Raw genomic sequence first — 23,525 nt, 5'->3', positions numbered from 1 at the left:
GGGGTAAACGACTATTGCCGTTTTATAACTAATTGGTTACATGGGAACACCGATCGCCAACATTGTCAAGCGGGTGCTAAGATGGACGAAACGACGAAAAACCAGCTGCCCGATCCGGCCGTCGAGGAGACGCCTGCCCCCAAGCGCAAACGCGGGGCGGCACAGGTGCGAAACCCGGAGAGAACACGCGCCGCCATTCTTGAAGCCGCCCGCCGCGAGGTGGCCGCGAAGGGCCTGGCGGGCGCGAGAATCGATGTCGTGGCGCGGCGTGCCGGCACCAACAAGCGGATGATCTACCATTATTTTGGCGACAAGGACGCGCTTTATCTCGCCGTTCTGGAGGACGCCTATCGCCACATCCGCCACACCGAACGGCGGCTGGACCTGACCCGCAAGGCGCCTTCGGAAGGCTTGCGGGAACTTGCGCTTTTCACCTGGCATTATTTTCTGGATCACCCGGAATTTCTGAGCATTCTCGCAACAGAAAACCTCAATAAAGCCCGATATCTCAGGCAATCCGCTACGATTGCGGCAATGCATTCGAACTTCATTTCGGAGCTTGAGGACGTGCTGCGGCGCGGCCGCGATACTGGCGAATTCCGTGACGGTCTCGATCCGATCGACGTCTATCTGACGATCGCCTCGCTCGGCGCCTTTTATCTTTCGAACCGATTCACGCTGTCGACGATCTTCCAGCGCGACCTGACCGACCCCGCCGAACTTGAACGCTGGGGCCAGCATATCGTCGATACCCTGCTTGCTGCGGTGCGGCCGGTCTGAGCCGTAAATACCGAATTTCCCTTTAACAACAGCGACGACGCGCCATTCGCATCCGCGAAGCGCGTCTTTTCCTTTTGCGGCGCGGCACAAACCCGTGATTTCTGCCGCCGCAAGTGCATGTGAATTTCCTGCCAAAAACACCTTGACAGATCGCATCCTTCACGACCACAAATAACCAAATGGTTACAAATTGCCATGTTTGACGGAAGCGGCTTTCGGGAAAAGGCCGCCTTGGGAGGAAATTCATGAAACGTATCGGCGTCATCATGCACGGCATCACCGGCCGCATGGGTTACAACCAGCACCTCGTGCGCTCCGTTCTCGCCATTCGCGATCAGGGCGGCGTGGTTTTGAAGAGCGGCGAAAAGGTCATGCTCGACCCCATTCTGGTCGGCCGAAACGGTGCGAAAATCGAGGAAATCGCTAAAAAGCACAATGTCGCGCGCTGGACGACCGACATCGACGCCGCCCTTGCGAACCCGGATGACACGCTTTTCTTCGACGCCGGCACGACGCAGATGCGTGGCAGCCTGCTCGAAAAAGCCATCAAGGCGGGCAAGAACGTCTATTGCGAAAAGCCGATTTCCGACAGCGTGGCAGAGGCGCTGGCAATTGCCAGACTGGCCGAAAGCGCCGGTATCAAACACGGCGTGGTGCAGGACAAGCTGTTCCTGCCCGGCCTTCGCAAGCTGGCGATGCTGCGTGACAGCGGCTTTTTCGGCAAGATCCTCTCGGTGCGCGGCGAGTTCGGCTATTGGGTTTTCGAAGGCGATTGGCAGCCGGCGCAGCGTCCTTCGTGGAATTACCGCCTGAAGGATGGCGGCGGTATCATCCTCGATATGCTGTGCCACTGGCGTTATGTGCTCGATAATCTATTCGGACCGGTGAAATCCGTAAGTTGCCTCGGCGCCACCCATATCCCCGAGCGTTTCGATGAACAGGGCCACGCCTATGCGGCGGATGCCGACGATGCCGCCTACGCCACTTTCGAGTTGGAAGGCGGCGCCATCGCCCATATCAACTCTTCCTGGGCGGTGCGTGTGCGCCGCGACGATCTCGTCACGTTTCAGGTTGATGGCACGCATGGTTCGGCCGTGGCGGGTCTCACCAAATGCTGGACCCAGCACCGCACCAATACGCCGAAACCAGTGTGGAACCCTGACCAGCCCCAGACCATCGATTTCTACAAGACCTGGCAGGAAGTGCCTGACAACGTCACTTATGACAACGGTTTCAAGGCGCAGTGGGAAATGTTCGTGCGTCACCTCGTCGACAACGACCCATGGCCCTATGGGCTGATGGAGGGCGTGAAGGGCGTGCAATTGGCCGAACTGGGGCTGAGATCATGGAAGGAACGCCGCTGGCTCGACGTTCCCGCACTTTCCTGAGGAGGCGACAGTGAGCGAACTCAAGCTTCCAAAGGACGACCGCAGCATCGAGGTCTACAGGCTATCAGGCGCGCCGGTCGCCATCGAGAAACGAAGTGCGGCGGATTTCAATCGTGTCGCCTTCGCCGCCGCCCATGTGGTGGCCGATCCCCTCGCCGACAACGATCCATGGTTGACGCCCGCCATCGACTGGGACGCTACCCTGCGCTTCCGTCACCGCCTTTGGGACCTCGGCCTGGGTGTTGCGGAGGCCATGGATACGGCCCAGCGCGGCATGGGACTGGCGTGGCCGCAGGCGCAGGAACTGATCTCCCGTTCGCTGAAGGAAGCGGCCACCCGCAAGGATGCGCTGATCGCCTGCGGCGTCGGCACGGATCATCTTGAGGGCGGCGGATATGACCTGAACCAGATTATCGACTCCTACCTGGAACAGCTTGATTTTGTTCAGGGAGAAGGCGGGCGCGTGATCCTGATGGCAAGCCGGGCGCTCACCGCTGCCGCCCGCTCCCCGGACGATTATCTCGAGGCCTATGCCAGGGTTCTTTCTCGTGCCGAGAACAAGGTAGTTATCCACTGGCTGGGAGAAATGTTCGATCCTGCGCTTGAGGGCTACTGGGGTGCCCGCGACCATATGGCGGCGATGGACACCTGCCTTGCCATGATCGAGGAGAATGCAGACAAGATCGACGGCATCAAGATTTCGCTTCTATCCAAGGAAAAGGAAATCGTCATGCGCCGCCGCCTGCCCGCTGGTGTTCGCATGTATACCGGCGACGACTTCAATTATGCCGAACTGATCGCCGGTGACGAAAAAGGTCATTCGGACGCGTTGCTCGGCATTTTCGATGCCATTGCTCCGGCGGCATCCAAGGCGCTCGCCAGCCTGAAGCGCGGTGCGGATAATGAATTCTTCGACATTCTGGAGCCAACGGTGGCGCTTTCGCGCCATATCTTCAAGGCGCCGACCCGCTTTTACAAAACCGGCGTAGTGTTTCTCGCCTATCTCAACGGCTTGCAGGACCATTTCACCATGGTTGGCGGGCAGGAAAGCGCCCGCTCCACGCGGCATTTCGCCGAGCTTTTCCGGCTGGCGGACAAGGCCAATGTGCTTGCCGAACCGGATGTGGCGACGCATCGCATGAAGCAGTTTCTGGCTATCAGAGGCATTGGTTAAGCGCGAGAGCGAAGGTGGCTGGAGGCCTTCGCAAAAGGGAGGAGTACCGTTATGGGCGTAGAAGGCCTTTCAATAAATTTTGCCACCGTGCGGCAGGGACGTTCCTTCGGGGCAATCGTGGATGCATGCCTTGCGCATGGCATCACCACCATCTCTCCTTGGCGCGAGCAGGTTCACGCTGCAGGCCTTGCTGAAGCAGCACGCATTGTCGAGCAGAACGGCCTTCGTCTCAGCGGCCATTGCCGGGGCGGCTTTTTCCCCGCCCCCGATGCAGAAGGCCGCAGCCGCGCCATTGAGGACAATAAACGCGCCGTGGACGAAGCCGCCGCCATGAAGGCAGATTGCCTAGTGCTTGTCGTGGGCGGCCTGCCCGCCGGTTCTCGAGACTTGAAGGGTGCACGACAGATGGTGGAGGACGGCATGGCCGAACTTCTTCCCTATGCAAGGGCAGCCGGCGTGCCGCTCGCCATTGAACCGTTGCACCCCTTTTATGCCGCCGACCGCGCCTGCTTCAACACTTTGAAACAGTCGCTCGACCTCTGCGACCGGCTGGGTGCCGGAACCGGTGTGGCCATCGACGTCTATCACGTCTGGTGGGATCCGGAGCTGGAGGAACAGGTGGCACGCGCCGGGCGAAACGGGCAGATACTGGCACACCATATCTGCGACTGGCTGGTGCCGACCACCGATCCGCTCAACGATCGCGGCATGATGGGCGATGGCGTGATTGACCTGAAGGCATTTCGCGCCATGATCGAGGCCGCCGGCTTTTCCGGTCCGCAGGAAGTCGAGATTTTTTCGCATCGTTGGCAGGCACGCCCGGTGGACGAGGTTCTGTCTACCGTCGTCGAGCGTTTTAAAACCGTTTGTTGATTGGGTTCGGGAGTAAGGAAATGCCTGAAAGGGTGAAACGCAAACGTTATGCACTGGTCGGCACCGGCAATCGTGGCACCACCATGTGGGGGCGCGAACTTCTGGCCGGGTGGAGCGACTATGTCGAACTGGTCGGCATTTGCGACCTGAACCTGATGCGCGCAGAACGGGCCCGCGCCATGATGGGGTCGGCCGCTCCGCTTTACGACGACTTCGACCGGATGATGGCCGAGCAACGCCCGGAACTGGTAATCGTCTGCACGCCCGATGATACTCATGACGACATCATTATCCGCGCGCTCGAGGGCGGTGCCGATGTCATCAGCGAAAAACCCATGACCACCACCCCGGAAAAGATTGACCGCATCCGCGCGGCGGAGGCCAAAAGCGGCCGCCGTGTCGACGTTTCCTTCAATTATCGCTTTTCACCGACGGCGGCGCGCATCAAGGAGCTGATCGACGACGGCGCGATCGGCACCGTTACCTCGGTAGATTTCCACTGGTATCTCGATAACCAGCACGGTGCGGATTATTTCCGCCGCTGGCACGCTTTCACCGAACATTCAGGCAGCCTGTTCGTCCACAAGGCCACACACCACTTCGATCTTCTGAATTGGTATCTCGATTCCGACCCGGTGGAAGTGAAGGGCTTTGGGCAATTGCTGCATTATGGCAAGAACGGACCGTTCCGGGGAACGCGCTGTCGTACCTGTCCGCACAAGGGCGAGTGCGACTATTTCATGGATCTCGGGGCCGACCCGTTCCTGGACGCGCTTTACGAGGACCCGTCGACTGTGGATGGCTATATGCGTGACGCCTGCGTCTTTCGCGAGGAGATCGACATCCCCGACACGATGAGCGCCTCGATTCGCTATGCGAACGGCGTGCAGGTCTCCTATTCGCTCAATACCTATATGCCGATCGAGGGACACCACATCGCGTTTAACGGCCATAAAGGACGCATCGAGATGCGCCAATATGAAAAGCAGCCGTGGACTGAGCCCCCAGCCGACGAAATCCTGCTGGTAAAAAGTTTCGGTGGCGGTGTCGAGCGTATCTGGGTGCCGCATGAGCCGGGCGGCCATTATGGCGGCGACAATCGCATGCGCGACATGATCTTCAAGCCCGGTTCGAACGACCGGCTGCGGCAGCGGGCGGGTTCGCGCGCCGGCGCCATGTCCGTGCTCTGCGGCGTAGCCGCATTGAAAAGCGCCCGCGAGGGTGGTGCAGCGGCGGTGAAATCCCTGCCCATCTAGATATTTTCGGCCTGCGGTGCTTTCAACGTCGGTCCGCAGGCCGCAATTGCCAAAAAAGAACGGATAACATTCTGCAGATTACGCGCTTCCTCCATACCGGTAAAACGATGATCGGGGGAAGAAAGAGTTAATCATGTCCAGTTTCGAATCCTTCATTCCGCTCATCATCATCGGCACCAGCCTGATCCTTTTTTTCAAATGGGTGGGGCGCGATATGAACAGGGAAGAGAAAAAACCGAAATCGCGCCGCTGACGCAGGAAGAGACATCGGAACCGACAAGTGCAATCGCCAGATGGCGCATTTTTCCGCATCGGCCCATTGCAAAATCAAAAATTGGGGCTATATTCGGCAAATCGACAATTGCTTGTGACGTCGCTCCTGGGACTCTACGTTCCCGTCGGATTTCCTCTCAAATAATCGATCTAATTCCGCAAGGTATCGCGGAAACCAACAACGATTACTACGAAAGGAAATCGTTATGAACACTGGTACTGTAAAGTGGTTCAACGCCACCAAGGGCTTCGGCTTCATTCAGCCTGACAACGGCGGCACGGACGTTTTCGTTCACATTTCGGCTGTTGAGCGCGCAGGTCTGCGTTCGCTGAACGACGGCCAGAAGATCACCTACGACATCGTGCAGGACCGCAAGTCCGGCAAGAGCTCCGCTGACAACCTTCGCGCAGCTTGATTTGTCATCGGCCCCGCTGGCTACGCATGTACCAGCAGTGGCGCTGAGTGATTGTGAGAGGTCGGGTTAAATCCCGGCCTTTTGTTTTTTTGGCCATGGGGAGGCTCTCATGCGCAAAAATCCTTATCGTTCCGGCGATGCTATCTTTCTGAAGGCGGGCGTACTTGGGGCCAACCAGCCCAAAGGTCCAGGCCGGGTCGTAACGGCTCTGCCAGAGACACAACAAGGTGCGGTTCGCTACAGGGTGCGTTTCCAGCACGAGAACTTCGAACGTAATATAGCGCTCGATGAAATCGATGTGGCTGCGTCTTCATCGCGGCCCGTGGAAATCGAAGGCTCGTCTTCGCGCGTTGCGGGATCGAGCTGGATCAATTCGAATACGATCAGAATCAAAAAATAGCAGCGATGGCTGCGTTAAGGAGATAAGTTGCAGGTACTCGTCAGGGATAACAATGTAGAGCAAGCCCTCCGCGTCTTGAAAAAGAGGATGCAGCGCGAGGGTATCTTCCGTGAGATGCGCGCACGGGAATCTTACGAAAAGCCGTCGGAAAAGCGTATCCGCGAAGAAGCCGAAGCTGTGCGCCGCCACCGCAAGATGGCGAAGAAAAAATTGCAGCGCGAGGGATTGCTTCCTGCTCCCAAAAAGGTTGCCCGCGCTCGATAACTGTAAATTCGCTCCGCAAAGGAGAATGCCATGACCGCGACTAAAGAGGCTGTTTTCAAACCCGGAAAGCTGTCCTCGCAGGACAAGGCATCCATAACGGACAAGGCGGCGAAACAGATCATAACCGCCGAATCCGACCAGCGCGCCAAGAAGACGGAAAGGCTTCGCCAACTTCGCGAAGCTCAGGAGGCGGCAATCGCCGCCCCTCCACCCACCCGCACCAAAAAGTCATCCGGCAAGAAATAACCCGGTTGCACTTTTTGACGTCGTCTTTCCGAAAAACTTCTTGAACCTGATACGCAACAGGCGCACGCTTCGCCTGTCAGCAATCCGCTGAAGAGTGCTGGTGTTTGAGGGCAGAGTGTCCTCGCCCCCAAACGAAAGGAGGACGAGATGTCTTCCGAGTTTTATTCATCAAGCCTTTCACGGAACCTCGTCCGCACCGGCGGTTTGGGTTACCGGGAAAACGCATCGCTTCGCCTGCTTCTCAGTGCCGCCGAAGAAACAGCCATGCGCCTGGATCAGGATCGCGGCGCATCCTCCGGCTTTGCGGCGTTTCCTGATTTTGGCCTCCAGCCCGACATGGTGCGGAGAACCTTCTACGCAGGGCGTATCCGCCTCTCCAAACCGACCCTTCCCTTCGGGAAACTTCCGCTTAACGGACTGCCTTTCCCCTGACGATGAAACCGCCCCGCAGCCTGCCTGCGGCGCGCGATCATGCCCCGGACCACACAATATCCAATATCTGTTCAATACCAGGAGGACACCATGGCCAAGGGTCAAGTACGCAGCAACAAAGAAGTCCGCAAACCGAAGAAGGACAAGACGAAAGCTCCGGCTGCGGCACCAGCTGCCGGCACGCAGGTCAAGTTCGCAAACTCCACAACTGCGGATGGCAAGAAGAAGTAGGATTGTTCCGGACAGCCCGCCCATAACAGCGCGACGCACCGGCACGAATTGCCAAACCGCGACCCGATACGCTAAGGGTCGCGATAAATAAAACATGTAATGGAAATGCGGACTTGTTTTGGCCACATTGCTCTTATAGAAAGTTCATACAGCAACTGCTGGTGAGCGCAAAATATGTCGTTCGCAGTTGTTTCCGTCGCTTTAGACTTTTGACCACGGATGTACTGGCACTGGTGTTAATGGCGATATGAGGAAGGTCGGTGCAATATTGCCCCGGCCTTTTTTGTTGTCTGCTCTGGTGAGATAAAGAATGTCGCCGCACCGGTCACATACTCGTCAGGGGCTATGGAATTAACTTGCCTATTGCGCGCAAAGAGCGCACCCTTCCCCATCGGTACTTAAAGGGCGTTACCGCCGTCAGGCATCCTTGCCGTCTCAAGCCCATTTGCACATGCCTCCCGTCTAAAGCGCCCCGTGCGGAATTTCCCAGGGCGCGTTGAGGCACATGCCCCCCGAAAACCGGCAACGGTCATCGACCGCACCGGCGTATCGTTTCAAAGCGTTGGAGCGTCCCGTGCAGCCTTTTAAGGGCGCGCTCGAGGCTTCGGCTTTCTGAACCAGTAAGAAAAGAGGCCATCATGTCTTCTGCGCCCCGTAACTGCCTGATCTCCTCTCAAGATCTCGAAATGCTCCAATTGGTCCTCGAGAGCATCGGTTTTAATCACCTTTCCGACGATGATGACAAAAAGCTCCATAACAGAGCCGCCCGCAAGGTTATTGAATTATATCAGGATGGTTTGACCGATCCGGCAGACCTCACCGACGAAATGCGTTTCCTGTTCGGCGTGCAGAAACACGACCGCATCAAGCCGTGGAAGCCGCTCCCCCGATATGCAATCCAGGGCCTGCCACTGCTTTACCACCGCCATTGAGGGGAGAGAGCAGATGCGCGAATATATCATGGTCAGCACCGGCCTGTGGCTGGGGCTATTTCTGACCTGGTACCTCGTCACCATGTACGATACGGCGGATAGCGTCTTTACGGCGAACACCGTTCCGTCACTACCGCTGCTGCTGACATCGGCCGAATGCGAGACCCAGTTCGGCATTCTTTTTTCGATGACCGAAAAGCTTTTGAAGGCAGGCGGGCCGATAGTTCCCGACGACTTGCGAAAGAACATAGAGCATTGCATTTCTTCCGATGAGGCAAGCCGCCTGAAACTCAAAGACAATCAACTTATCCGGCTTTTCCCCTGAAGCGCCTCCCGAAGCGGACGGTGTTCGCCAAAATCACTGGTAACAATAATGACTTGGCAAATGAGATATATCAGGAGAAACTGATTTAGTCGGACATCAGTCCGAGAGTTTGCGTCTGCGTGGAGGGTGAGTATGACGTATGACTGGAGCGGCCGCAGAATGCGCCGCATGCGTGCCGCGAAACTGACGATCATCAGTCTCGTCGCGGCCTTTGTTATCACGGCTCCAATCTTCGCGCATTACTGAAGCCTGCAGCGACAAGACGCGATCACACCGGTTGCCCGACCCCTGCCCGCTTTCTCAGGCGACCTTTGAGCCATGTCTGCACTGGCTGATCAAAATGGACTGTCAGGTACCATGACAGACACGTCGTCCCTATCAGGAAAGCGACACCGACCGGCAAAGCGATGTTTTCACTATCAACGGCAGGCACCAGAAAATCCGTCCAGGCCAGCAGCGGAATATGCAGCACATAGACGGCGTAGGAAGCTGTGCCGAGAAACGTCGACAAGATTCCCACCCTGCGACCCGGCACTATCCTGCTGGCTACGAACAATACCGTCGGCCAGACGAGCAGAACCACCGCGAGATCAAAGAAGGGCCGAAGCTCACGCGAAATTGGCACGGCGAGGATGACGCAGACCAGCATAAGACAGAGGGCCGCCTGGATGGGCTTCAGCTCGGTTATGCGATTGCGGAAGCGGTAAACCAGCACGCCTGCGAAAAACGAGAAAAACACCCTTCCCATGCCGGCATACATTTCGTGCCATCGAAACCCCGCATGCAACTTCCCAAACTCAGCAGCCGCCACGACAAGGACGCAGGCGCTGACAGCCAGCACCACGATTGTCTGTTTCGTAGTCGCCCGCACACCCCACCGGCCATAAACCGCATTCACCACCAGCTCGTTGAAAAGCGACCATGCCGGGCTCACCAGAAACAATGCGCCGTTCAATGTAAGCGTGAAGGGTGCCGGAACGAAAAGAAGCCCGGTCAACAACGCGATCGCCAGCTCACCGGGATTGATGTGGCGATGAAGATCATCGATCGGCGTCGGCAGGCCCAACAGGTAGAGGCAGATGAAATAGGACGCCATCAACGCCAGCCCCAGTCCATACAGTGGATAAAGTCGCGCAAGGCGCGCCTTCATGAAGAAGCCCGGCGTAATCGCCCCTTCGCGCAGTTTCATGCTGTAGGCATGCGCCAGCACAAAACCGCTCAAGGCGAAGAACAAATCGACGGCGAGATAGCTCGAAGCGTCGTCTCTCCCGAAAAACTGTTCGGCATGGCGATGCACGATGAAGAGCGCAGCTACGCCCCTTATGCCATCGAGCAATATGAAGCGTTCCGGGGAAGACTGGGCCATGGGCGTTGATGCTCGACAGGACTGGATTATAATTACTTCACGAAAACGAGGTTTACAGCGCAGCGGTTCATCGCATCCAGTCAAAAACTGTTCAACGTCAAACATACCCCGAATTCTTATGGGCAATTCCCCATGAGCCACGCTCTTTCGCAGCCGTCAAAGGCATGCTACGTCCGAATGTCATCGATGCTTTGACCTTCTGACTCTGTGTACCACGCCTCGCAAAAACCGGTTTCGATTTTAGCAAGTGTCCTGGGCGCAAATTCAAACGGGTTGTTCGGCGGCAAACAACTTTCGCGGAGTCCCACCATGTCCACCATCGCCGACCGTATTAAAAAAATCATCGTTGACCAGCTTGGCGCAGATCCCGGCACGGTTGTCGATGACGCCAATTTTGTCGACGATCTCGGTGCCGATTCCCTCGAAGTGGTTCAGGTTGTCATGGAAATCGAGGAAGAATTCGGAGTGGAAATCCCCGATTCGGCCGCAAGCACAATCCTGACCGTTGGCGACGCCATCCGCTTCATCGAAAAAAACAAGGCTTGAACGGCAGCGGCGGATATCAACCCGCCGACAGGGCCGCAACAGGATCGAGGTTCGATGCGTTGCGGGCCGGCAGATAGCCGAAAACGACGCCTATCAGTGTCGAGCAGACGAAGGCAGCAATGATCGACACCGTGGAATAGACCATGGCGAAATTGCTGCTAAAGGCGGAGAAAAGCGCCCCGAAGCCGAAGCTGCCCAAAATTCCCAGCGTTCCGCCGATGATGCAGACGAGCACTGCCTCGATCAGGAACTGGCGCAGTATATCACTGCGCCGTGCGCCGACTGCCATGCGCACGCCGATTTCCGATACACGTTCGGAAACGGAAACGAGCATGATGTTCATCACCCCGATGCCGCCGACCAGAAGCGAAATCACCGCGATCGCCGCAACCAGCAGCGTCATGGTCTGTGTTGTACTGGTGATGGTCTGGCGAATATCGTCAGTGTTGAGAATGTAGAAATCCCGCGTTCCATGCCGCTGGGTGAGAAGAACCGTCACCGCCTGTTCGGCAATTGCGGCGTCAATATCGTCACTCACCTGCACCGTGATGCTGCGCAGCGACAGGCTGCCGAGAAAGCGTGACTGGACGGCAGTATAGGGCAGATAAAGTGAAAGGTTCTGGCTTGAACCGAAACCGCCCTGCTGCGCCTGCGTGATGCCGACGATGCGGGCCGGCACCTTGCCGATGAGGATGACCTGACCGATGGGGCTGCCGTCGAAATCCGCAAACAACGATTTGCGGGTGTTCTCATCAATCACCACCTCCTGGGCTTTCTGCGCGACGCTTGCGGCATCGAAAAAGCGTCCTTGTGACAGCTTCGTGCCCTTGGCGACGAAATACCGCTCGCTGACACCATTCACAAGCGCATTAGCCTCCTTCGCGCCGAAACGCACCGTACTGGAGGTGGAGACCGTGGGCGTCACAGCCGCGACATAGGATTGTTTGGCAAGTGCCTCGGCGTCCGAGACGACCAGCGTGGTGATCTTGCCAGATCTTATGTCGCCAAAATCCTTGCCCGCGAAGATTTCCAGCGTGTTGGTGCCGAGGCTTGAGATATTCTGCAGCACGCGCTGCTGTGACCCCTGCCCCAGCGCCACGACGCTGATGACCGAGGCGATGCCGATGATGATACCGAGCATGGTGAGAAAGCTGCGCAGCTTGTGCGCCTGCATCGACAGGAGCGCCATGCGCAATGCCTCCCGCAGCGAGGACGCGAGACCAGCGAGGCTGGAGGCCCCGCCGGAAACCATAGAGGGTTTGGCGTCACCCTTCCGAACCGGCGCGGCATCCGCCCTGCGGTCGGAAATGATGGCGCCGTCGCTGATTTCGATGATCCGTTCGGCACGTCGTGCAATTGACATATCGTGCGTGACGATAATGACAGTGCGCCCTTCGGCATGCAGCTCGTCGAGGATGCGCAACACCTCGTCGCCGCTCGCGCTGTCGAGCGCACCGGTCGGCTCGTCGGCAAGAATGATTTCGGCATCGTTCATAAGGGCGCGCGCGATGGAAACGCGTTGCTGCTGGCCGCCGGAAAGCTGGCCCGGACGATGATCGAGGCGGTCCGCCATGCCAAGGCGACCGAGCAACCTGGCGGCATCGCTCCTGCGATCGCTTTGTGACTTTCCGGCGTAGATCGCCGGAATTTCGACATTGCCGAGCGCTGTCAGTTCGACAAGCAGATGGTAACGCTGGAAAATAAAACCGAGGTTTTCTCGCCGTAATTCCGAAAGCTGGTCTGCATCGAGATTGCCCGTCTCCCGGCCCCTGATGCTGTAGCTCCCTGAGGTCGGCCGGTCGAGGCAACCGAGAATATTCATCAGCGTCGACTTGCCCGATCCGGAAGCGCCGACGATCGCCACCATCTCGCCGGCCTCGATGATGAGGTCGATATTCTTGAGTACGGTAATCGTACCTTCACCGGACGGATAATCCCGCCGCACGGATTTAAGGCAAATCAGAGGATCAGCCATTGTTCAAAAACCCATCGGCGGGCCACCAGGCCCCAGCACGGTGTTTTTGGCGGTGTCGATGGAAAGTTCGCCGGTCACCACGCGCTCGTTCTCGGCAAGGCCGGAACGCACTTCCGCCGTTACCTTGTCGTTCAGACCGATCTGGACCCTGCGTTCGGAAATTCTGCCATCGGTGTCTACCACACGCACGGCATAGTCATCGTTGGCGCCTTTGCTACCAAGGGCCGCCGCCGGAACGGTTAGCACGCCCTTCGCTTCACCCAGGACGATATGGACCTCCGCCGTCATATAGGTGCGCAACTTGCCGTCCGGGTTCGGCACTTCGAACACGCCATTATAATAGATCGCCTCCGACGACGAGGTGCTGGAAGAGGACGATGTGGTCGAGGAAGACGTCGAGGAGCTGAAGCTGGAGTCGCTGCGCACTGATTCAGGCGCCGGTTCAATGGACGTAAGCGTCGCGTCGTAACGCTGCTGCGGCTCACCCAGCACAGTGAAGTAAACTGGCAAACTGTCTTTTACGCGCGTCACATCTGCTTCGGAAATTTCCGTGCGCACCGTCATCCGGTCGAGCTGGCCTAGGATCACGATCGTCGGCGCGGACTGCGTGGCGTTGACGGTCTGCCCTTCCTGACTGACGATAGACAGAACAGTCCCTTCGATGGGCGCGGTGATCCTCGTATAGCCGAGATTGGCCTTTGCCGTTTCGACAGCGACCTGTGCCTCCTCGATCTGGGCGTCAATCGCTTCGATCTGCGCCTGGGTGACTGCGAGCGCTGCAGTGGCGCTTTCTAAATCCGCACGGGAGGCGGCATTTTTCGACACCATTTCCTGTTGGCGGACAAGGCTCTGGCGGTTGAGAACAAGTGTCGCCTGCTTTTCCACCCGCTGCGCCTTCACGTTTGCAAGCGCTGCCAGCGCCGTGCGCAGGCTGTTATTCTGGGTAACGGAATCGATCTCGGCAATGAGATCGCCCGCCTTGACCGTATCTCCAAGTGCGACCTTGACGGCGGTGATGCGACCGGAGGCCTGCGCGCCGACGGCCACCAGACGAACGGGTTTGAGCGTTCCAGTCGCCAGAACAGTCTGCTCGATATCACCGCGCTTCACAGACGAGGTGATATAACCGGGCGTTGCGGCCCGCGTATATTGTGACGAAAACCAGTAGCCACCCAGGACGAGCGCGACAACCGTCAGCGCCACACCTGCTTTGCGAACCATTTTCATCGTCCTGTCCTGTCCGGCCGGTCTACTCAAAAGAAGAAACCGACCTCATGTCGTGTTTCACTAGGATGAAGCCGTTGTCTGCTTCGATCCATTCATAGGCGGCAACAGACTTTCTGGCGGATGCCTTGCGGCAGGTGTAGTGACGACGCTTGCCGTGTGCATTTTCGCGCCGTTCCTTGGCACAGACGGGTTGGTGCCACTGTTCTTCCTGCCTGGATTTCGCCGCCGGATCTCGCATCGGCCTGTCACCGGCCGCAGCGACCGACCAGACGAAGCTCAAACCAAAAACCGTCGCCAGCATCAGGTAGAAATATCTCATCATCATCTTCTCGCTTGAAAATCACGCGGGGGATCGCAGGCGAGCGATCCCCCGGCTTCAGCCGTGTCCGGCTGATTTCCTCCTTTGCTGGGGGGCTATTAAAGGAGGAAACTTTGAAGAGTGGCGTCAGCCCCGCTCTGCCTGAGGCAGCGGCGGCATCCTGTCGCCATGCGGAGGCTCGATGCGACGGTCTCGTGCACGGCCATCATGCGGGACGGGAGGCGGAGGCGGCATCAATGCGCGTTCGAGTTCAGCAAGCTTCTGCACCTGCTGCGGCGAAAGTTTCGGTTTCAGCGTAGCCGCTGCGTCCTGAAGTGCTTTAGCCTGTTCTGCCTTTTTCATTGTGATGCCGGCCAGTTCCTCACCGGCAAGACGAGGCTCTAGCCCCGTCGCACCCGGTCCCTTCGGCGGCAATGGCTTGAGTTCCGAAGTGGGCAAAACAAGATCGATCAGCGCAGTGGTATAGGCGCGCCACGGACCAAGCTGTTCAGGTGTGACGCCGAGATAGATTTCCGCTGCCGAAAGTTTCGTCGCCAACCCCAATATATCCGGGCCCAATATATCCGGCCCCATCATATCCGGGCGTAGCATCTCAGGCCCGGCCATCTTGCGGCCATGCGGCAGCCTTTGCTCCGGACCACTATTCGAACCGAAGTCAGGACTGGCCAGCGGCGGCATGGCCTGTTCCGATGCCTGCGGCACTGGTTCACCCTGCTCCGCAGCCCGGGAGGTGGCCGAAGCGCCAAGAACAGTTGTCACGACGACGGCGGTGGCGATTAGAGCGTTTCTCATCTTACCTTCCTTTTCGTTTTCCAACCTGAGAAGACGATAGGAGCTAAGCGTTTCCGGCTTTGGTCCCAATGTTGCGGGTCTTGTTCCACGCGCGGCCTATTTGTAACCGAATGTTGCCAGAGCGGCCGCAGCAAGCTTTCGTTGCAAAAATCCGCCGTTTCTTTGCACCGCTTATGTATAGTGGCATCAAAAGGTTGGATGATATGGCGACAGTTTCGGTGACACATATTTTGATCGTGGATGATGATCCGGAGATACGCACATTGCTCGCAAAATATCTCGGCTCGCAGGGGTTTCGCGTTTCGATGGCAGCCGACAGGCGTGAGTTCGAAGAACAGTTCGCCTGCTCCGATCCGGATCTCATCGTGCTCGACGTGATGCTACCGGATGGTTCCGGCCTCGATATCTGCCGCGATCTCCAAGGCCGCCGGCCGCGCACGCCCGTCATTCTCCTGACAGCGCTCAAGGAGGATGTCGACCGGATCGTCGGGCTGGAAATTGGCGCCGACGACTATCTTGGCAAACCCTTCAATCCGCGAGAACTGACGGCGCGGATCAAGGCCGTGCTGCGCCGCGCAGTACCTCAGGAAGTACCTCGCGGCTCATCCACCGCTTATGGTTTTGCGGACTTCACCGCCGATCCGGAACAGCGCTCCGTCATCCACGCCGGCGGTGAGAGGATCGAGCTGACGGGGGCAGAGTTCGATCTGCTGAAAGTCTTCCTCGACAGGCCCGGCCGGCTTCTTTCCCGCGATCAGCTGCTCGATCTTACGCAGGGCAAGGACCGGGGACCGTTCGACCGCTCCGTCGACGTGTTGATGAGCCGGTTGCGCAAGAAGCTCGAAACCGATGCCCGGGCTCCGATCTTCAAGACCGTTCGCAATGGCGGTTACCAGATGACGGTTCAGGTCAGAACCCTGCCGGTGCATCGATGAGCTCGCTCAGAAACCGTATCGCCGCACTGTTGATCGTCTCCATCATCGCAGTCATCGCGCTTGCAACTGTGGTGGCCGATCAGACATTGCAGCCGCCGCCGCCAGATGCCACCATCGAGCCCGTTGCCCGCAGCCTTGCCTTTGCCGTGACCATGGCCGAACGCGACCCCTCGCTGCAACAACCCGGCTATTTCCGCATCGAACAGAAGCCGCCTGAAGGTGATCTCGATGGAATGCTTTCGGAGTTCCTAGAAAAGGCCCTTGCACAGGTTGGCGAGCCGCGCACCGCAATTGTGATCCGCGCGCCGGGAAGTAATGCCCCGGTGGCGGCTATAGCGCTGGAAAAAAGCGGATGGCTGGTCGCGGAAATTCCGCATATGGGTCCTCCCCCGGGCGGCTGGAAGATTTTCGGCATGTGGATCGGGCTGATCATTCTTGGCAGTGCTGCTGTTTCCATCTTTGCCGCCAGAAAGATCACCCGCCCCCTCGACATGCTGGAAAACGCCGCTGCAAGCATCGGACCCGATGGTTCTCTACCCCATTTGTCGGAAACAGGTCCGGGTGAAATCCGCGCCACGGCGCGGGCCTTGAACGAACTCGCCCGCCGCCTGAAGGCGGCAATGGAAAGCCGAATGCGCCTCGTCGCAGCCGCTGGCCATGACTTGAGAACCCCAATGACCCGCATGCGCCTGCGGGCAGAATTCATCGAAAACGACGAAGAGCGGGGCAAATGGCTGGCGGACCTCGAGGAACTGAACGCCATCGCGGATAGCGCCATTCTGCTTGTGCGCGAAGAAGTGAGCCAGGATACCGTCAAGATGATCGATATCGGCAGGCTTCTAGGCGAAATCGTCAGCGAACTTTCTGATCTCGGTTACGCTGATGCCCTCGACTTTATGAAACCGGAAGCCGCCATGATCATCAAGGCCGCTCCACTTGCGCTTAAAAGAGCCTTGCGCAACCTCATCCTCAATGCCGTCACCCATGGCAAAACGGCACGGATCGATCTAACCGAGGACGAGAGCGAGGTCGTCGTTACAATCCGCGATGAAGGCCCTGGCATTCCTCAGGAACTGATCGGCCGGGTTTTCGAGCCCTTCTTTCGGGTCGATCTGGGGCGGCGAAAGTCGATCCCTGGTGTGGGGTTGGGTCTAGCCATCGCCAGAGAAATCATCGAGCGCTTCGGTGGCACGATCACAATCGCGAACCACAAAAAACAGGGCCTGATCCAGACGGTGATCTTGGCAAAAGTGGCATGATCTCATGCCACAAAACACCCTGTGCCCGTTAAGATGACCGCGCCGTCATGCCAAAAGCAGGCTTTCGGCATAGGCCATCATCAGCGGCCCGACGCCTTTGGCGTCATCGGATACAACCGGCTCGGTCAGGTAATAATCCGGAGACCCATCGCGATAATTGCCCTCGAAACCGCCGAGGCCCGCGACATGCACGATGCCGGTGAGACGGACGATACCCTTTTCGTCCACCTTGAGCTGTCTCTCAAGCAGGGCCTCAAGCGCGGACCGGCCCGCCGAAAGAGCCGCATTTGCTTCCTCTCCCTGCAAAAGCCCCAACCGCGCAGCCCGCAGTAAGGCATAGGCGAACATCGCCGAAGCGGAGGTTTCCTCGTAGTTTCCGGCAAGATCCGGTTTGTCCAGCACCTGCATCCAGAGACCGGTTTTAGTCTGCCGGGCAACAATACCGGCCAGAAGCAGGACCGCGCGTTCCCGAAGTCCGATCGTTGCGCCATCAGCCGGCAACATCACCAACGCATCGACCAGCGCCATGGCGAGCCAGCCGACGGCGCGGGCCCATACGGCCGGGGATTGGCCGCTCACGGGATCGGCCCAGCGCTGGTTGCGGCTTTCGTCATAACCATGGACATAGAGCCCACCGGCATCCGCCGTCAGCGTGAGTGCGGTTGAGAATTGCTGTAGCGCATCGTCGATAAGTTCGGCGTCTCCAGTCGCCTGCGCATATTCGATCTGGAAAGGAAGTCCCATATAAAGGCCATCCAGCCAGACCTGATGCGGATAACGCTTCTTGTGCCAGTAATTACCGGAGCCCGTACGCGGATGGCTGCGGAGTTGGCCCGCAAGATGTTCCGCCGCAGCGAGATAACGCGGATCGCCCGTTTCCGCTGCCAGAGGAAACAGAATGCGACCGGCAAGGATGTGATCGATATTGTATTCCTGCGGATCGTAACCGGCGAGCACTCCGTCTGCCGCTATCTGGGTGTCAGCCAGACGATGCAGATGTTCGTTCCAGCGCCGGTCGCCGGTCGCTTCGAACAGGTGCTGCAAACCCCGATAGACACAGCCATCCTCATAACACCAGCTTCCGCCCTTGTAGTGCCTATAGCGGCTGGCGAATTGATCAAAATAATCAGTGGCTTTCATGGGTTTTCTCGATTGAAATCTGTGAATGGGAAATGCCAGAGGCGCTCAGCAGCGCAGGATCGTCGCAAATGATTTCAGCCTGTTCGAAAACGATCCCCTCATGCAGCATGGGGCGCACCCCATCGGCCATGATCGGCGGTGTGGCCACGGCTACAGGATCATGCGACACGATTGTGAGATTGCGAATGGCGATATTGCGGATTGGGGCCTCCGCTAAACCGAGAAAGACGCCGGCGGCATGTGCCAGATGGCGGATTTCCACATCTTCGACAGTAATTCCGTCGATAAACGGGGTCCCGTCGTCGACAGGTGCAGGGTCTCGCGACTGCACCCAGCCGTCATGCCCATCGGCATCGCAATGGTAATGGGCATTGGCGGAAAGCGCGGTATGCACGCCATCCAGCAACACGCGGCGCATGGTGACATTGCTGACTGAACCGCCACGGCCCCGCCGCGTCTTGAGACGCAGGCCGCGATCCGTGCCAACCATGTCGCAGTCCTCTACCGTTACGTCATGCACGCCACCCGACATTTCCGAGCCGATCACCAGCCCGCCATGGCCGCGCTCCATCAGGCAATGGCGTACGCTGACGCCGCGTGTTTCCGCCAGATGGTCGTCCTCGCCGTTCGGCCCGCGTTTGCCTGCCTTCACAGCAATGCAATCGTCGCCCACTGAAAAGCGCACGCCTGATATCGTCACGTTGCGGCAGCTTTCCGGGTTGAAACCATCGGTATTGGGGCTGTTATGCGGAGCGCTGATTGTGAGACCCGCCGCTTTCAGGGTCTCGCACCCCTGTGGATGGACCGTCCAAGACGGTGCATTGCGAATGGTGAAACCGAAAAGCCCGACATTGCGGCAGGAGACGAGATGCAGGCCGCGCGGTCGGCGCGCGCCGTCACGGGTTTCTTTCGGCCAGCTCCACCAGTCGCCTCTGTCGCCGGAACCATCGAGAACGCCTGTGCCTTCGATCACGAGATTGTCTGCGCCGATGGCATGGACCGGCGCAGCGAAACAGGCATCCGGTAGCCCTTCCCAACTGCCGATCATGCGGCCCGTCTCATCGCGGGCAGGCAGGATCGGCCAGCCATTGCGGGTGGAGGGTGCGCGCAGCACGGCCCCTTCCGCAAGATGAAACGTCATGTCGCTTTTCAACCGTACGGGAAACGCTGTCCAGAGGCCGGCAGCAAATCGCAACGTGCCGCCCGCAGGCACGGCGGCAACTGCCTCTTCCAGAGCGCGGGCGTTGGCGCGTGCGCCGGCTTCGTCGTCAAGCGCAATATCCGGCGTCAGCGAAAATGCCGTCGCCTCGACAAGCCCCGCGCAGGGCGCTGTCCTGAACTCCAGGCTTGCGAACCCATCCGCTTCGAACACATACCGCGTATCCGGACGCAGATCATGCAGCAGCGTCACCACGGTGGCGGATTTTCCGGTTCGTAAATCACCATCTTGCGAAGTCAGCCGCCATGCCGTCTGCGGCAGGTGATATCGCGCACCGGGTACAGCGAGGCAAAGCGCCGCCGTTCGCGCCGAAAGCGCGACAATAGAAGGTTCGTTCATGCTCGTTTCTCGTTGTTCGTGCATGCCCCGCCAAAACAATCGGCGGGAATGCCCATGTCACCCGGCAACCGGATAAAGAGCCCGCCGCCGCAGGGGCGGCGGGCCATTGTCGTCAATCGAATTTGGCCAGAACGTCATTGGTGGTATCGATGATCTGCTCAGCCGCCTCTTCCGCCGTCAGCTGGCCATAGGCATATTCCTCGAGCGTATCGATGAAGCCGGAGCGGATTTCCGGATGTTCGTTGAAGGGCGAAACTACCGGTCCAGATGCCGCCATGACGATGGCGTTGGCGGCGCGCACTTCCGGCTCACCCTTGTCGCCCAGACGCTGCGCCGCAGCCTTGGAAGCAGGCAGGCCGCGAGACGTGCCAAGCGCATCGATGCCCTCAGGCTCGTTCAGCAGGCAGTTCAGGATTTGCGCTGCCGCTTCTGGGTTCTTCGAGTTTTTCGAGATAGAAAAGACCATGGAAGGCTTGCGATAAACGCCTTCCGTTACGGCATCGGCGAGCTTCAGCATCGGCACGGGTTTCAGCACCTGCCCATCCTTCAGGGGATCGGCATATTTCGAATAGGTGGAATCCCATTCATAGGAACCAGCGATACGGCCTTCGGACCAGGACGGCTTTTCATAAAGATTGACGTTGCCATCGGCCGCTTCCTCTTTCTGGGAGCGAATGGAGCCGGTTTCCACCAGCTTGCCGACGAACGAGATACCTTCCGCCAATTCCTCCGGCGTCCAGGCGACACGGTTGGTCTTGGGGTCGACCAGATCCTTGCCGGTTTTCTGCACCACGGCGAGTGTCACGAGAAGCTGGGCAGTCTCCTTTACGGCATTGAAGGTGTAGTGATCCTTGCCGAGCTTTTCCTTGATGGTTTTTGTTGCCGCGAAGAATTCATCCCATGTCTTGGGGATTTCAACACCAGCCTTCTCGAAGGTGGTGGCGTTGAAAAAAAACACGCGGCCGGTGGTGGAGACTGAAAGGCCCTGAAGCACCCCGTTCATAGAACCCGCTTCCAGATCTGTCTCGGCCCATTGCGAAAGATCGAGAGGTTTCAGCTGACGCAGATCAGCAAAACCTTCACCATTCTTGGAAAACAGCGGCAGCCATGGCCAGTTCACCTGGACGATATCAGCCTCCGTCTTGCCTGCCATTTGCGTGGTCAGTTTTTCCAGATATCCATCGAAGCCGGTAAACTCACCTTTGACCGTGTGGCTGTATTTTTCACCGCAGGCGGCAATCGCCTTCTGAGTGGCGACATGACGGCTTTCGCCGCCCCACCACGACATACGCAGTTCCGCGGCACCCGCCGCAGGCGCAGCCACCGTGGCCAGATAGGCAGCACCGGCCAGCATCGCCATTGTTCTCGTCATCGTCGTCATTTTCATTGTTCTTCTCCTCCTCGAAAAATCAGGCACGCTCGTCCCCTCCTCACAGCGAGACATTGCGGCCATCGGCCTTGTCGAAAATATGCAGCTTCTCGGGGTCCGGCTTCAGTCGCAGAATGCCGTCGCGCGCAAGCGCCTCGAATTCGGCTGCTCCCACCACGCTCACGAGCTTCTGTCCGCCCAGATCGGCATGCAGATAGACCTCGTGCCCCATGAATTCGGCGTTGGTCAGTTTCGCCTGCAGCGCCGGCCCATCGGCCTCACCGGCAAGCGAAAGATGCTGCGGACGGATGCCGATGACGGCGTCCGCCGGTCTGGCTGAAAGCCGCTTTTCCAGATGGTCGCCTATCGGAAGACGTTGCCCGCCGATGACGAACTCCGCCCCGTCGATCGCCACATCCACAAGGTTCATTTCCGGCATGCCAATGAAACCGGCGACGAACAGATTGGCGGGCCGGTTGTAGAGTTCCTTCGGCGTGGCGACCTGCATGATGCGCCCGGCCTGCATGACGCAGATACGGTCGCCCATGGTCATGGCTTCCGTCTGATCGTGCGTCACGTAGACGACGGTCGAAGACAGGCCCTCCGCCTTCAGCTGGCGATGCAGATCGGTAATGCGCACACGCATGGAAGCGCGCAGCTTCGCATCGAGATTCGAAAGGGGCTCATCGAACAGGAACACGCCCGGTTTCTTGATGAGGGCACGGCCCAAAGCAACACGTTGCGCCTGCCCGCCGGAAAGCTGTTTCGGCAGGCGATCCAGCAAGGGCTCGATTTCGAGAATGCGCGCGACATTGTCGATTGCCTTCTCGATCTCGGGCTTGGCAACACCGGCAATCTTGAGGCCGAAAGCAAGATTGCCGCGCACCTTCATATGCGGATAGAGCGCATAGTTCTGGAACACCATGGCAATGGAGCGCTTGCCGGGCGGCAGGTCGTTGACGCGCTGATCTCCGATGAGGATTTCACCGCCGGTGATTTCCTCCAGCCCCGCCACCATGCGCAGCGTGGTGGATTTGGCGCAGCCGGACGGGCCGACGAAAACCATGAACTCGCCGTCCTCGATTTCGAGATTGATGCCGTGCACGGCCTTGAAGCTGCCGCCATAGACTTTTTCGAGATTTTTAAGTTGAACGCTTGCCATTTTCAGCCCTTGACCCCGCCAGACGAGATCCCTTCAATGAAATACCGTTGCGCCGCGAAAAACACGACGAGCGCAGGCGCGATCGTCAGCACCGACATCGCCAGGATGCGGTTCCATTCGAAGGCTTCGGTGGTGTCGATGGAGAGTTTGAGCGCCAGGCTCACCGGATATTTATCGACCGAGGACAGGTAGATCAGCGGTCCCAGAAAGTCGTTCATCGTCCACATGAACTGGAAAAGGCAGACCGAGATCAGCGCCGGCGCCAGCATCGGCACGACGATGTAAACCAGCGTCTGCAGACTGTTGGCGCCATCCACACGGGCGGCTTCCTCCATATCCGAGGGCAGCGAGCGCAGGAACTGCACAAGCATGAAGACGAAGAAGGCATCACCGGCTAGTGCCGAGGGAACCCATAGCGGCAGGAAACTATCCAGCCAGCCGAGGTCACGAAACAGGATATATTGTGGAATGCGGGTTACGACATTGGGCAAAAGCAGGATGGCGATGACAGAGCCAAACAGGATTTTCTTCAGCGGAAAATCGAAGCGCGCAAAGGCATAGGCCGCCATGGTGCAGGAAATCGCCGTTCCGATGACCTTCGGCAGGATGATCAGGAACGAATTCCAGAAAAACCGGCCGAAGGTGTACGGCGTGGAGGTCTCCCAGCCGCGGATGTAACCGTCCAGCGTTGGCGTCTCAGGAATGAAACCTGCACCGGAAAAGATCTCGGAATTGGTCTTGAAGCTTGCGCCGACCAGCCAGATCAGCGGATAGAGCATTATGAAGCCGACCGCGAACAGCAGCGTGTACCGGACAGAGGTCGATAACAGCCGGAGCCTTGCCCGGCGGGCGGCCTGCATGTCGTTTAAGGTTGCGATATCGGTCAT

General features: G+C 58.4%; 26 protein-coding genes. 16 read left to right on the top strand and 10 right to left on the bottom strand.

Annotated features, from left to right (window positions below):
• Positions 1-81 precede the first annotated feature (81 nt).
• The 13 genes from ACZ5A6_RS18170 to ACZ5A6_RS18110 all read left to right on the top strand — a co-directional run bounded on the left by ACZ5A6_RS18170 (position 82) and on the right by ACZ5A6_RS18110 (position 8,990).
• Entirely contained in the window at positions 82-780 is a 699-nt protein-coding gene (locus ACZ5A6_RS18170; protein ID WP_003517856.1) for a TetR/AcrR family transcriptional regulator, read from the top strand.
• 245 nt (positions 781-1,025) lie between these two features.
• Positions 1,026-2,168, top strand: a complete 1,143-nt coding sequence (locus tag ACZ5A6_RS18165) for a Gfo/Idh/MocA family protein (protein WP_003517858.1) — start codon at positions 1,026-1,028, stop codon at positions 2,166-2,168.
• 10 nt (positions 2,169-2,178) lie between these two features.
• Complete coding sequence (locus ACZ5A6_RS18160; RefSeq protein WP_112523282.1) at positions 2,179-3,342, top strand: dihydrodipicolinate synthase family protein; 1,164 nt, start codon at positions 2,179-2,181, stop codon at positions 3,340-3,342.
• Between the two features lie 51 nt (positions 3,343-3,393).
• The gene (locus ACZ5A6_RS18155) at positions 3,394-4,215 is read left to right on the top strand and encodes a sugar phosphate isomerase/epimerase family protein (protein ID WP_013761396.1); all 822 of its coding nucleotides are present in this window, start codon (positions 3,394-3,396) and stop codon (positions 4,213-4,215) included.
• Between the two features lie 20 nt (positions 4,216-4,235).
• The gene (locus ACZ5A6_RS18150) at positions 4,236-5,471 is read left to right on the top strand and encodes a Gfo/Idh/MocA family protein (RefSeq protein WP_003517863.1); all 1,236 of its coding nucleotides are present in this window, start codon (positions 4,236-4,238) and stop codon (positions 5,469-5,471) included.
• 479 nt (positions 5,472-5,950) lie between these two features.
• On the top strand, positions 5,951-6,160 hold the full coding sequence (locus ACZ5A6_RS18145) for a cold-shock protein (RefSeq protein WP_003517872.1): 210 nt from the start codon (positions 5,951-5,953) through the stop codon (positions 6,158-6,160).
• Positions 6,161-6,269: 109 nt separating this feature from the next.
• Positions 6,270-6,560, top strand: coding sequence for a hypothetical protein (locus ACZ5A6_RS18140; protein WP_003517874.1), 291 nt, complete (start codon positions 6,270-6,272; stop codon positions 6,558-6,560).
• Between the two features lie 27 nt (positions 6,561-6,587).
• The gene (gene rpsU / locus ACZ5A6_RS18135; RefSeq protein ID WP_003517876.1) at positions 6,588-6,824 is read left to right on the top strand and encodes a 30S ribosomal protein S21; all 237 of its coding nucleotides are present in this window, start codon (positions 6,588-6,590) and stop codon (positions 6,822-6,824) included.
• 30 nt (positions 6,825-6,854) lie between these two features.
• Positions 6,855-7,070 (top strand): hypothetical protein, encoded by a 216-nt coding sequence (locus tag ACZ5A6_RS18130; RefSeq protein ID WP_003517878.1) that lies wholly within the window; start codon positions 6,855-6,857, stop codon positions 7,068-7,070.
• 147 nt (positions 7,071-7,217) lie between these two features.
• Positions 7,218-7,502 (top strand): hypothetical protein, encoded by a 285-nt coding sequence (locus ACZ5A6_RS18125; RefSeq protein WP_025595953.1) that lies wholly within the window; start codon positions 7,218-7,220, stop codon positions 7,500-7,502.
• 90 nt (positions 7,503-7,592) lie between these two features.
• Positions 7,593-7,733 (top strand): hypothetical protein, encoded by a 141-nt coding sequence (locus ACZ5A6_RS18120; protein ID WP_003517881.1) that lies wholly within the window; start codon positions 7,593-7,595, stop codon positions 7,731-7,733.
• A 638-nt stretch (positions 7,734-8,371) separates the two neighbouring features.
• The gene (locus tag ACZ5A6_RS18115; RefSeq protein WP_013761399.1) at positions 8,372-8,665 is read left to right on the top strand and encodes a hypothetical protein; all 294 of its coding nucleotides are present in this window, start codon (positions 8,372-8,374) and stop codon (positions 8,663-8,665) included.
• Between the two features lie 13 nt (positions 8,666-8,678).
• On the top strand, positions 8,679-8,990 hold the full coding sequence (locus ACZ5A6_RS18110; RefSeq protein WP_003517885.1) for a hypothetical protein: 312 nt from the start codon (positions 8,679-8,681) through the stop codon (positions 8,988-8,990).
• 268 nt (positions 8,991-9,258) lie between these two features.
• Here ACZ5A6_RS18110 and ACZ5A6_RS18105 read toward each other — a convergent pair whose 3' ends face one another.
• A complete protein-coding gene (locus tag ACZ5A6_RS18105) occupies positions 9,259-10,356 on the bottom strand; it encodes an acyltransferase family protein (RefSeq protein WP_112523284.1) in 1,098 nt (365 codons plus the stop codon).
• 309 nt (positions 10,357-10,665) lie between these two features.
• On the opposite strand from ACZ5A6_RS18105, the gene ACZ5A6_RS18100 reads away from it, so the two are divergent.
• Entirely contained in the window at positions 10,666-10,902 is a 237-nt protein-coding gene (locus ACZ5A6_RS18100) for an acyl carrier protein (protein ID WP_003517889.1), read from the top strand.
• Between the two features lie 16 nt (positions 10,903-10,918).
• Here the strand turns inward: ACZ5A6_RS18100 and ACZ5A6_RS18095 are convergent, their stop codons facing one another.
• From ACZ5A6_RS18095 to ACZ5A6_RS18080, 4 genes are all read right to left on the bottom strand, one after another.
• On the bottom strand, positions 10,919-12,877 hold the full coding sequence (locus tag ACZ5A6_RS18095; RefSeq protein WP_080801099.1) for a MacB family efflux pump subunit: 1,959 nt from the start codon (positions 12,875-12,877) through the stop codon (positions 10,919-10,921).
• 3 nt (positions 12,878-12,880) lie between these two features.
• Positions 12,881-14,104: an efflux RND transporter periplasmic adaptor subunit gene (locus tag ACZ5A6_RS18090; protein ID WP_464111227.1), complete on the bottom strand. Its 1,224-nt coding sequence runs from the start codon at positions 14,102-14,104 to the stop codon at positions 12,881-12,883.
• A 22-nt stretch (positions 14,105-14,126) separates the two neighbouring features.
• The gene (locus ACZ5A6_RS18085; protein WP_464111226.1) at positions 14,127-14,423 is read right to left on the bottom strand and encodes a hypothetical protein; all 297 of its coding nucleotides are present in this window, start codon (positions 14,421-14,423) and stop codon (positions 14,127-14,129) included.
• A 126-nt stretch (positions 14,424-14,549) separates the two neighbouring features.
• A complete protein-coding gene (locus ACZ5A6_RS18080; RefSeq protein ID WP_038495766.1) occupies positions 14,550-15,215 on the bottom strand; it encodes a hypothetical protein in 666 nt (221 codons plus the stop codon).
• Positions 15,216-15,418: 203 nt separating this feature from the next.
• Here ACZ5A6_RS18080 and ACZ5A6_RS18075 point away from each other — a divergent pair, with 203 nt between their 5' ends.
• Together ACZ5A6_RS18075 and ACZ5A6_RS18070 are read left to right on the top strand one after the other, a co-directional pair.
• Positions 15,419-16,150 (top strand): response regulator, encoded by a 732-nt coding sequence (locus tag ACZ5A6_RS18075; protein ID WP_013761406.1) that lies wholly within the window; start codon positions 15,419-15,421, stop codon positions 16,148-16,150.
• Complete coding sequence (locus ACZ5A6_RS18070) at positions 16,147-17,409, top strand: ATP-binding protein (RefSeq protein WP_003517899.1); 1,263 nt, start codon at positions 16,147-16,149, stop codon at positions 17,407-17,409. The genes ACZ5A6_RS18075 and ACZ5A6_RS18070 overlap by 4 nt, the downstream gene beginning before the upstream one ends.
• 45 nt (positions 17,410-17,454) lie before the next feature.
• Here the strand turns inward: ACZ5A6_RS18070 and ACZ5A6_RS18065 are convergent, their stop codons facing one another.
• The 5 genes from ACZ5A6_RS18065 to ACZ5A6_RS18045 all read right to left on the bottom strand — a co-directional run bounded on the left by ACZ5A6_RS18065 (position 17,455) and on the right by ACZ5A6_RS18045 (position 23,525).
• Positions 17,455-18,549 (bottom strand): glycoside hydrolase family 88/105 protein, encoded by a 1,095-nt coding sequence (locus ACZ5A6_RS18065; protein WP_464111225.1) that lies wholly within the window; start codon positions 18,547-18,549, stop codon positions 17,455-17,457.
• Positions 18,536-20,107 carry a polygalacturonase PglA gene (gene pglA / locus ACZ5A6_RS18060; protein WP_464111224.1) on the bottom strand — a complete coding sequence of 524 codons (1,572 nt, stop codon included), beginning with the start codon at positions 20,105-20,107 and terminating at the stop codon, positions 18,536-18,538. The genes ACZ5A6_RS18065 and pglA overlap by 14 nt, the downstream gene beginning before the upstream one ends.
• 112 nt (positions 20,108-20,219) lie before the next feature.
• Positions 20,220-21,488 carry an ABC transporter substrate-binding protein gene (locus ACZ5A6_RS18055; RefSeq protein ID WP_025595942.1) on the bottom strand — a complete coding sequence of 423 codons (1,269 nt, stop codon included), beginning with the start codon at positions 21,486-21,488 and terminating at the stop codon, positions 20,220-20,222.
• A gap of 49 nt (positions 21,489-21,537) precedes the next feature.
• The gene (locus ACZ5A6_RS18050; protein WP_013761411.1) at positions 21,538-22,638 is read right to left on the bottom strand and encodes an ABC transporter ATP-binding protein; all 1,101 of its coding nucleotides are present in this window, start codon (positions 22,636-22,638) and stop codon (positions 21,538-21,540) included.
• Positions 22,639-22,640: 2 nt separating this feature from the next.
• On the bottom strand, positions 22,641-23,525 hold the full coding sequence (locus ACZ5A6_RS18045) for a carbohydrate ABC transporter permease (protein ID WP_019566471.1): 885 nt from the start codon (positions 23,523-23,525) through the stop codon (positions 22,641-22,643).

It is taken from the genome of Agrobacterium sp. 6Ca8 (genome assembly GCF_055382765.1).
Note: the sequence above shows the minus strand (reverse complement) of the source record. Positions and strands in the feature narration are given on the sequence as shown.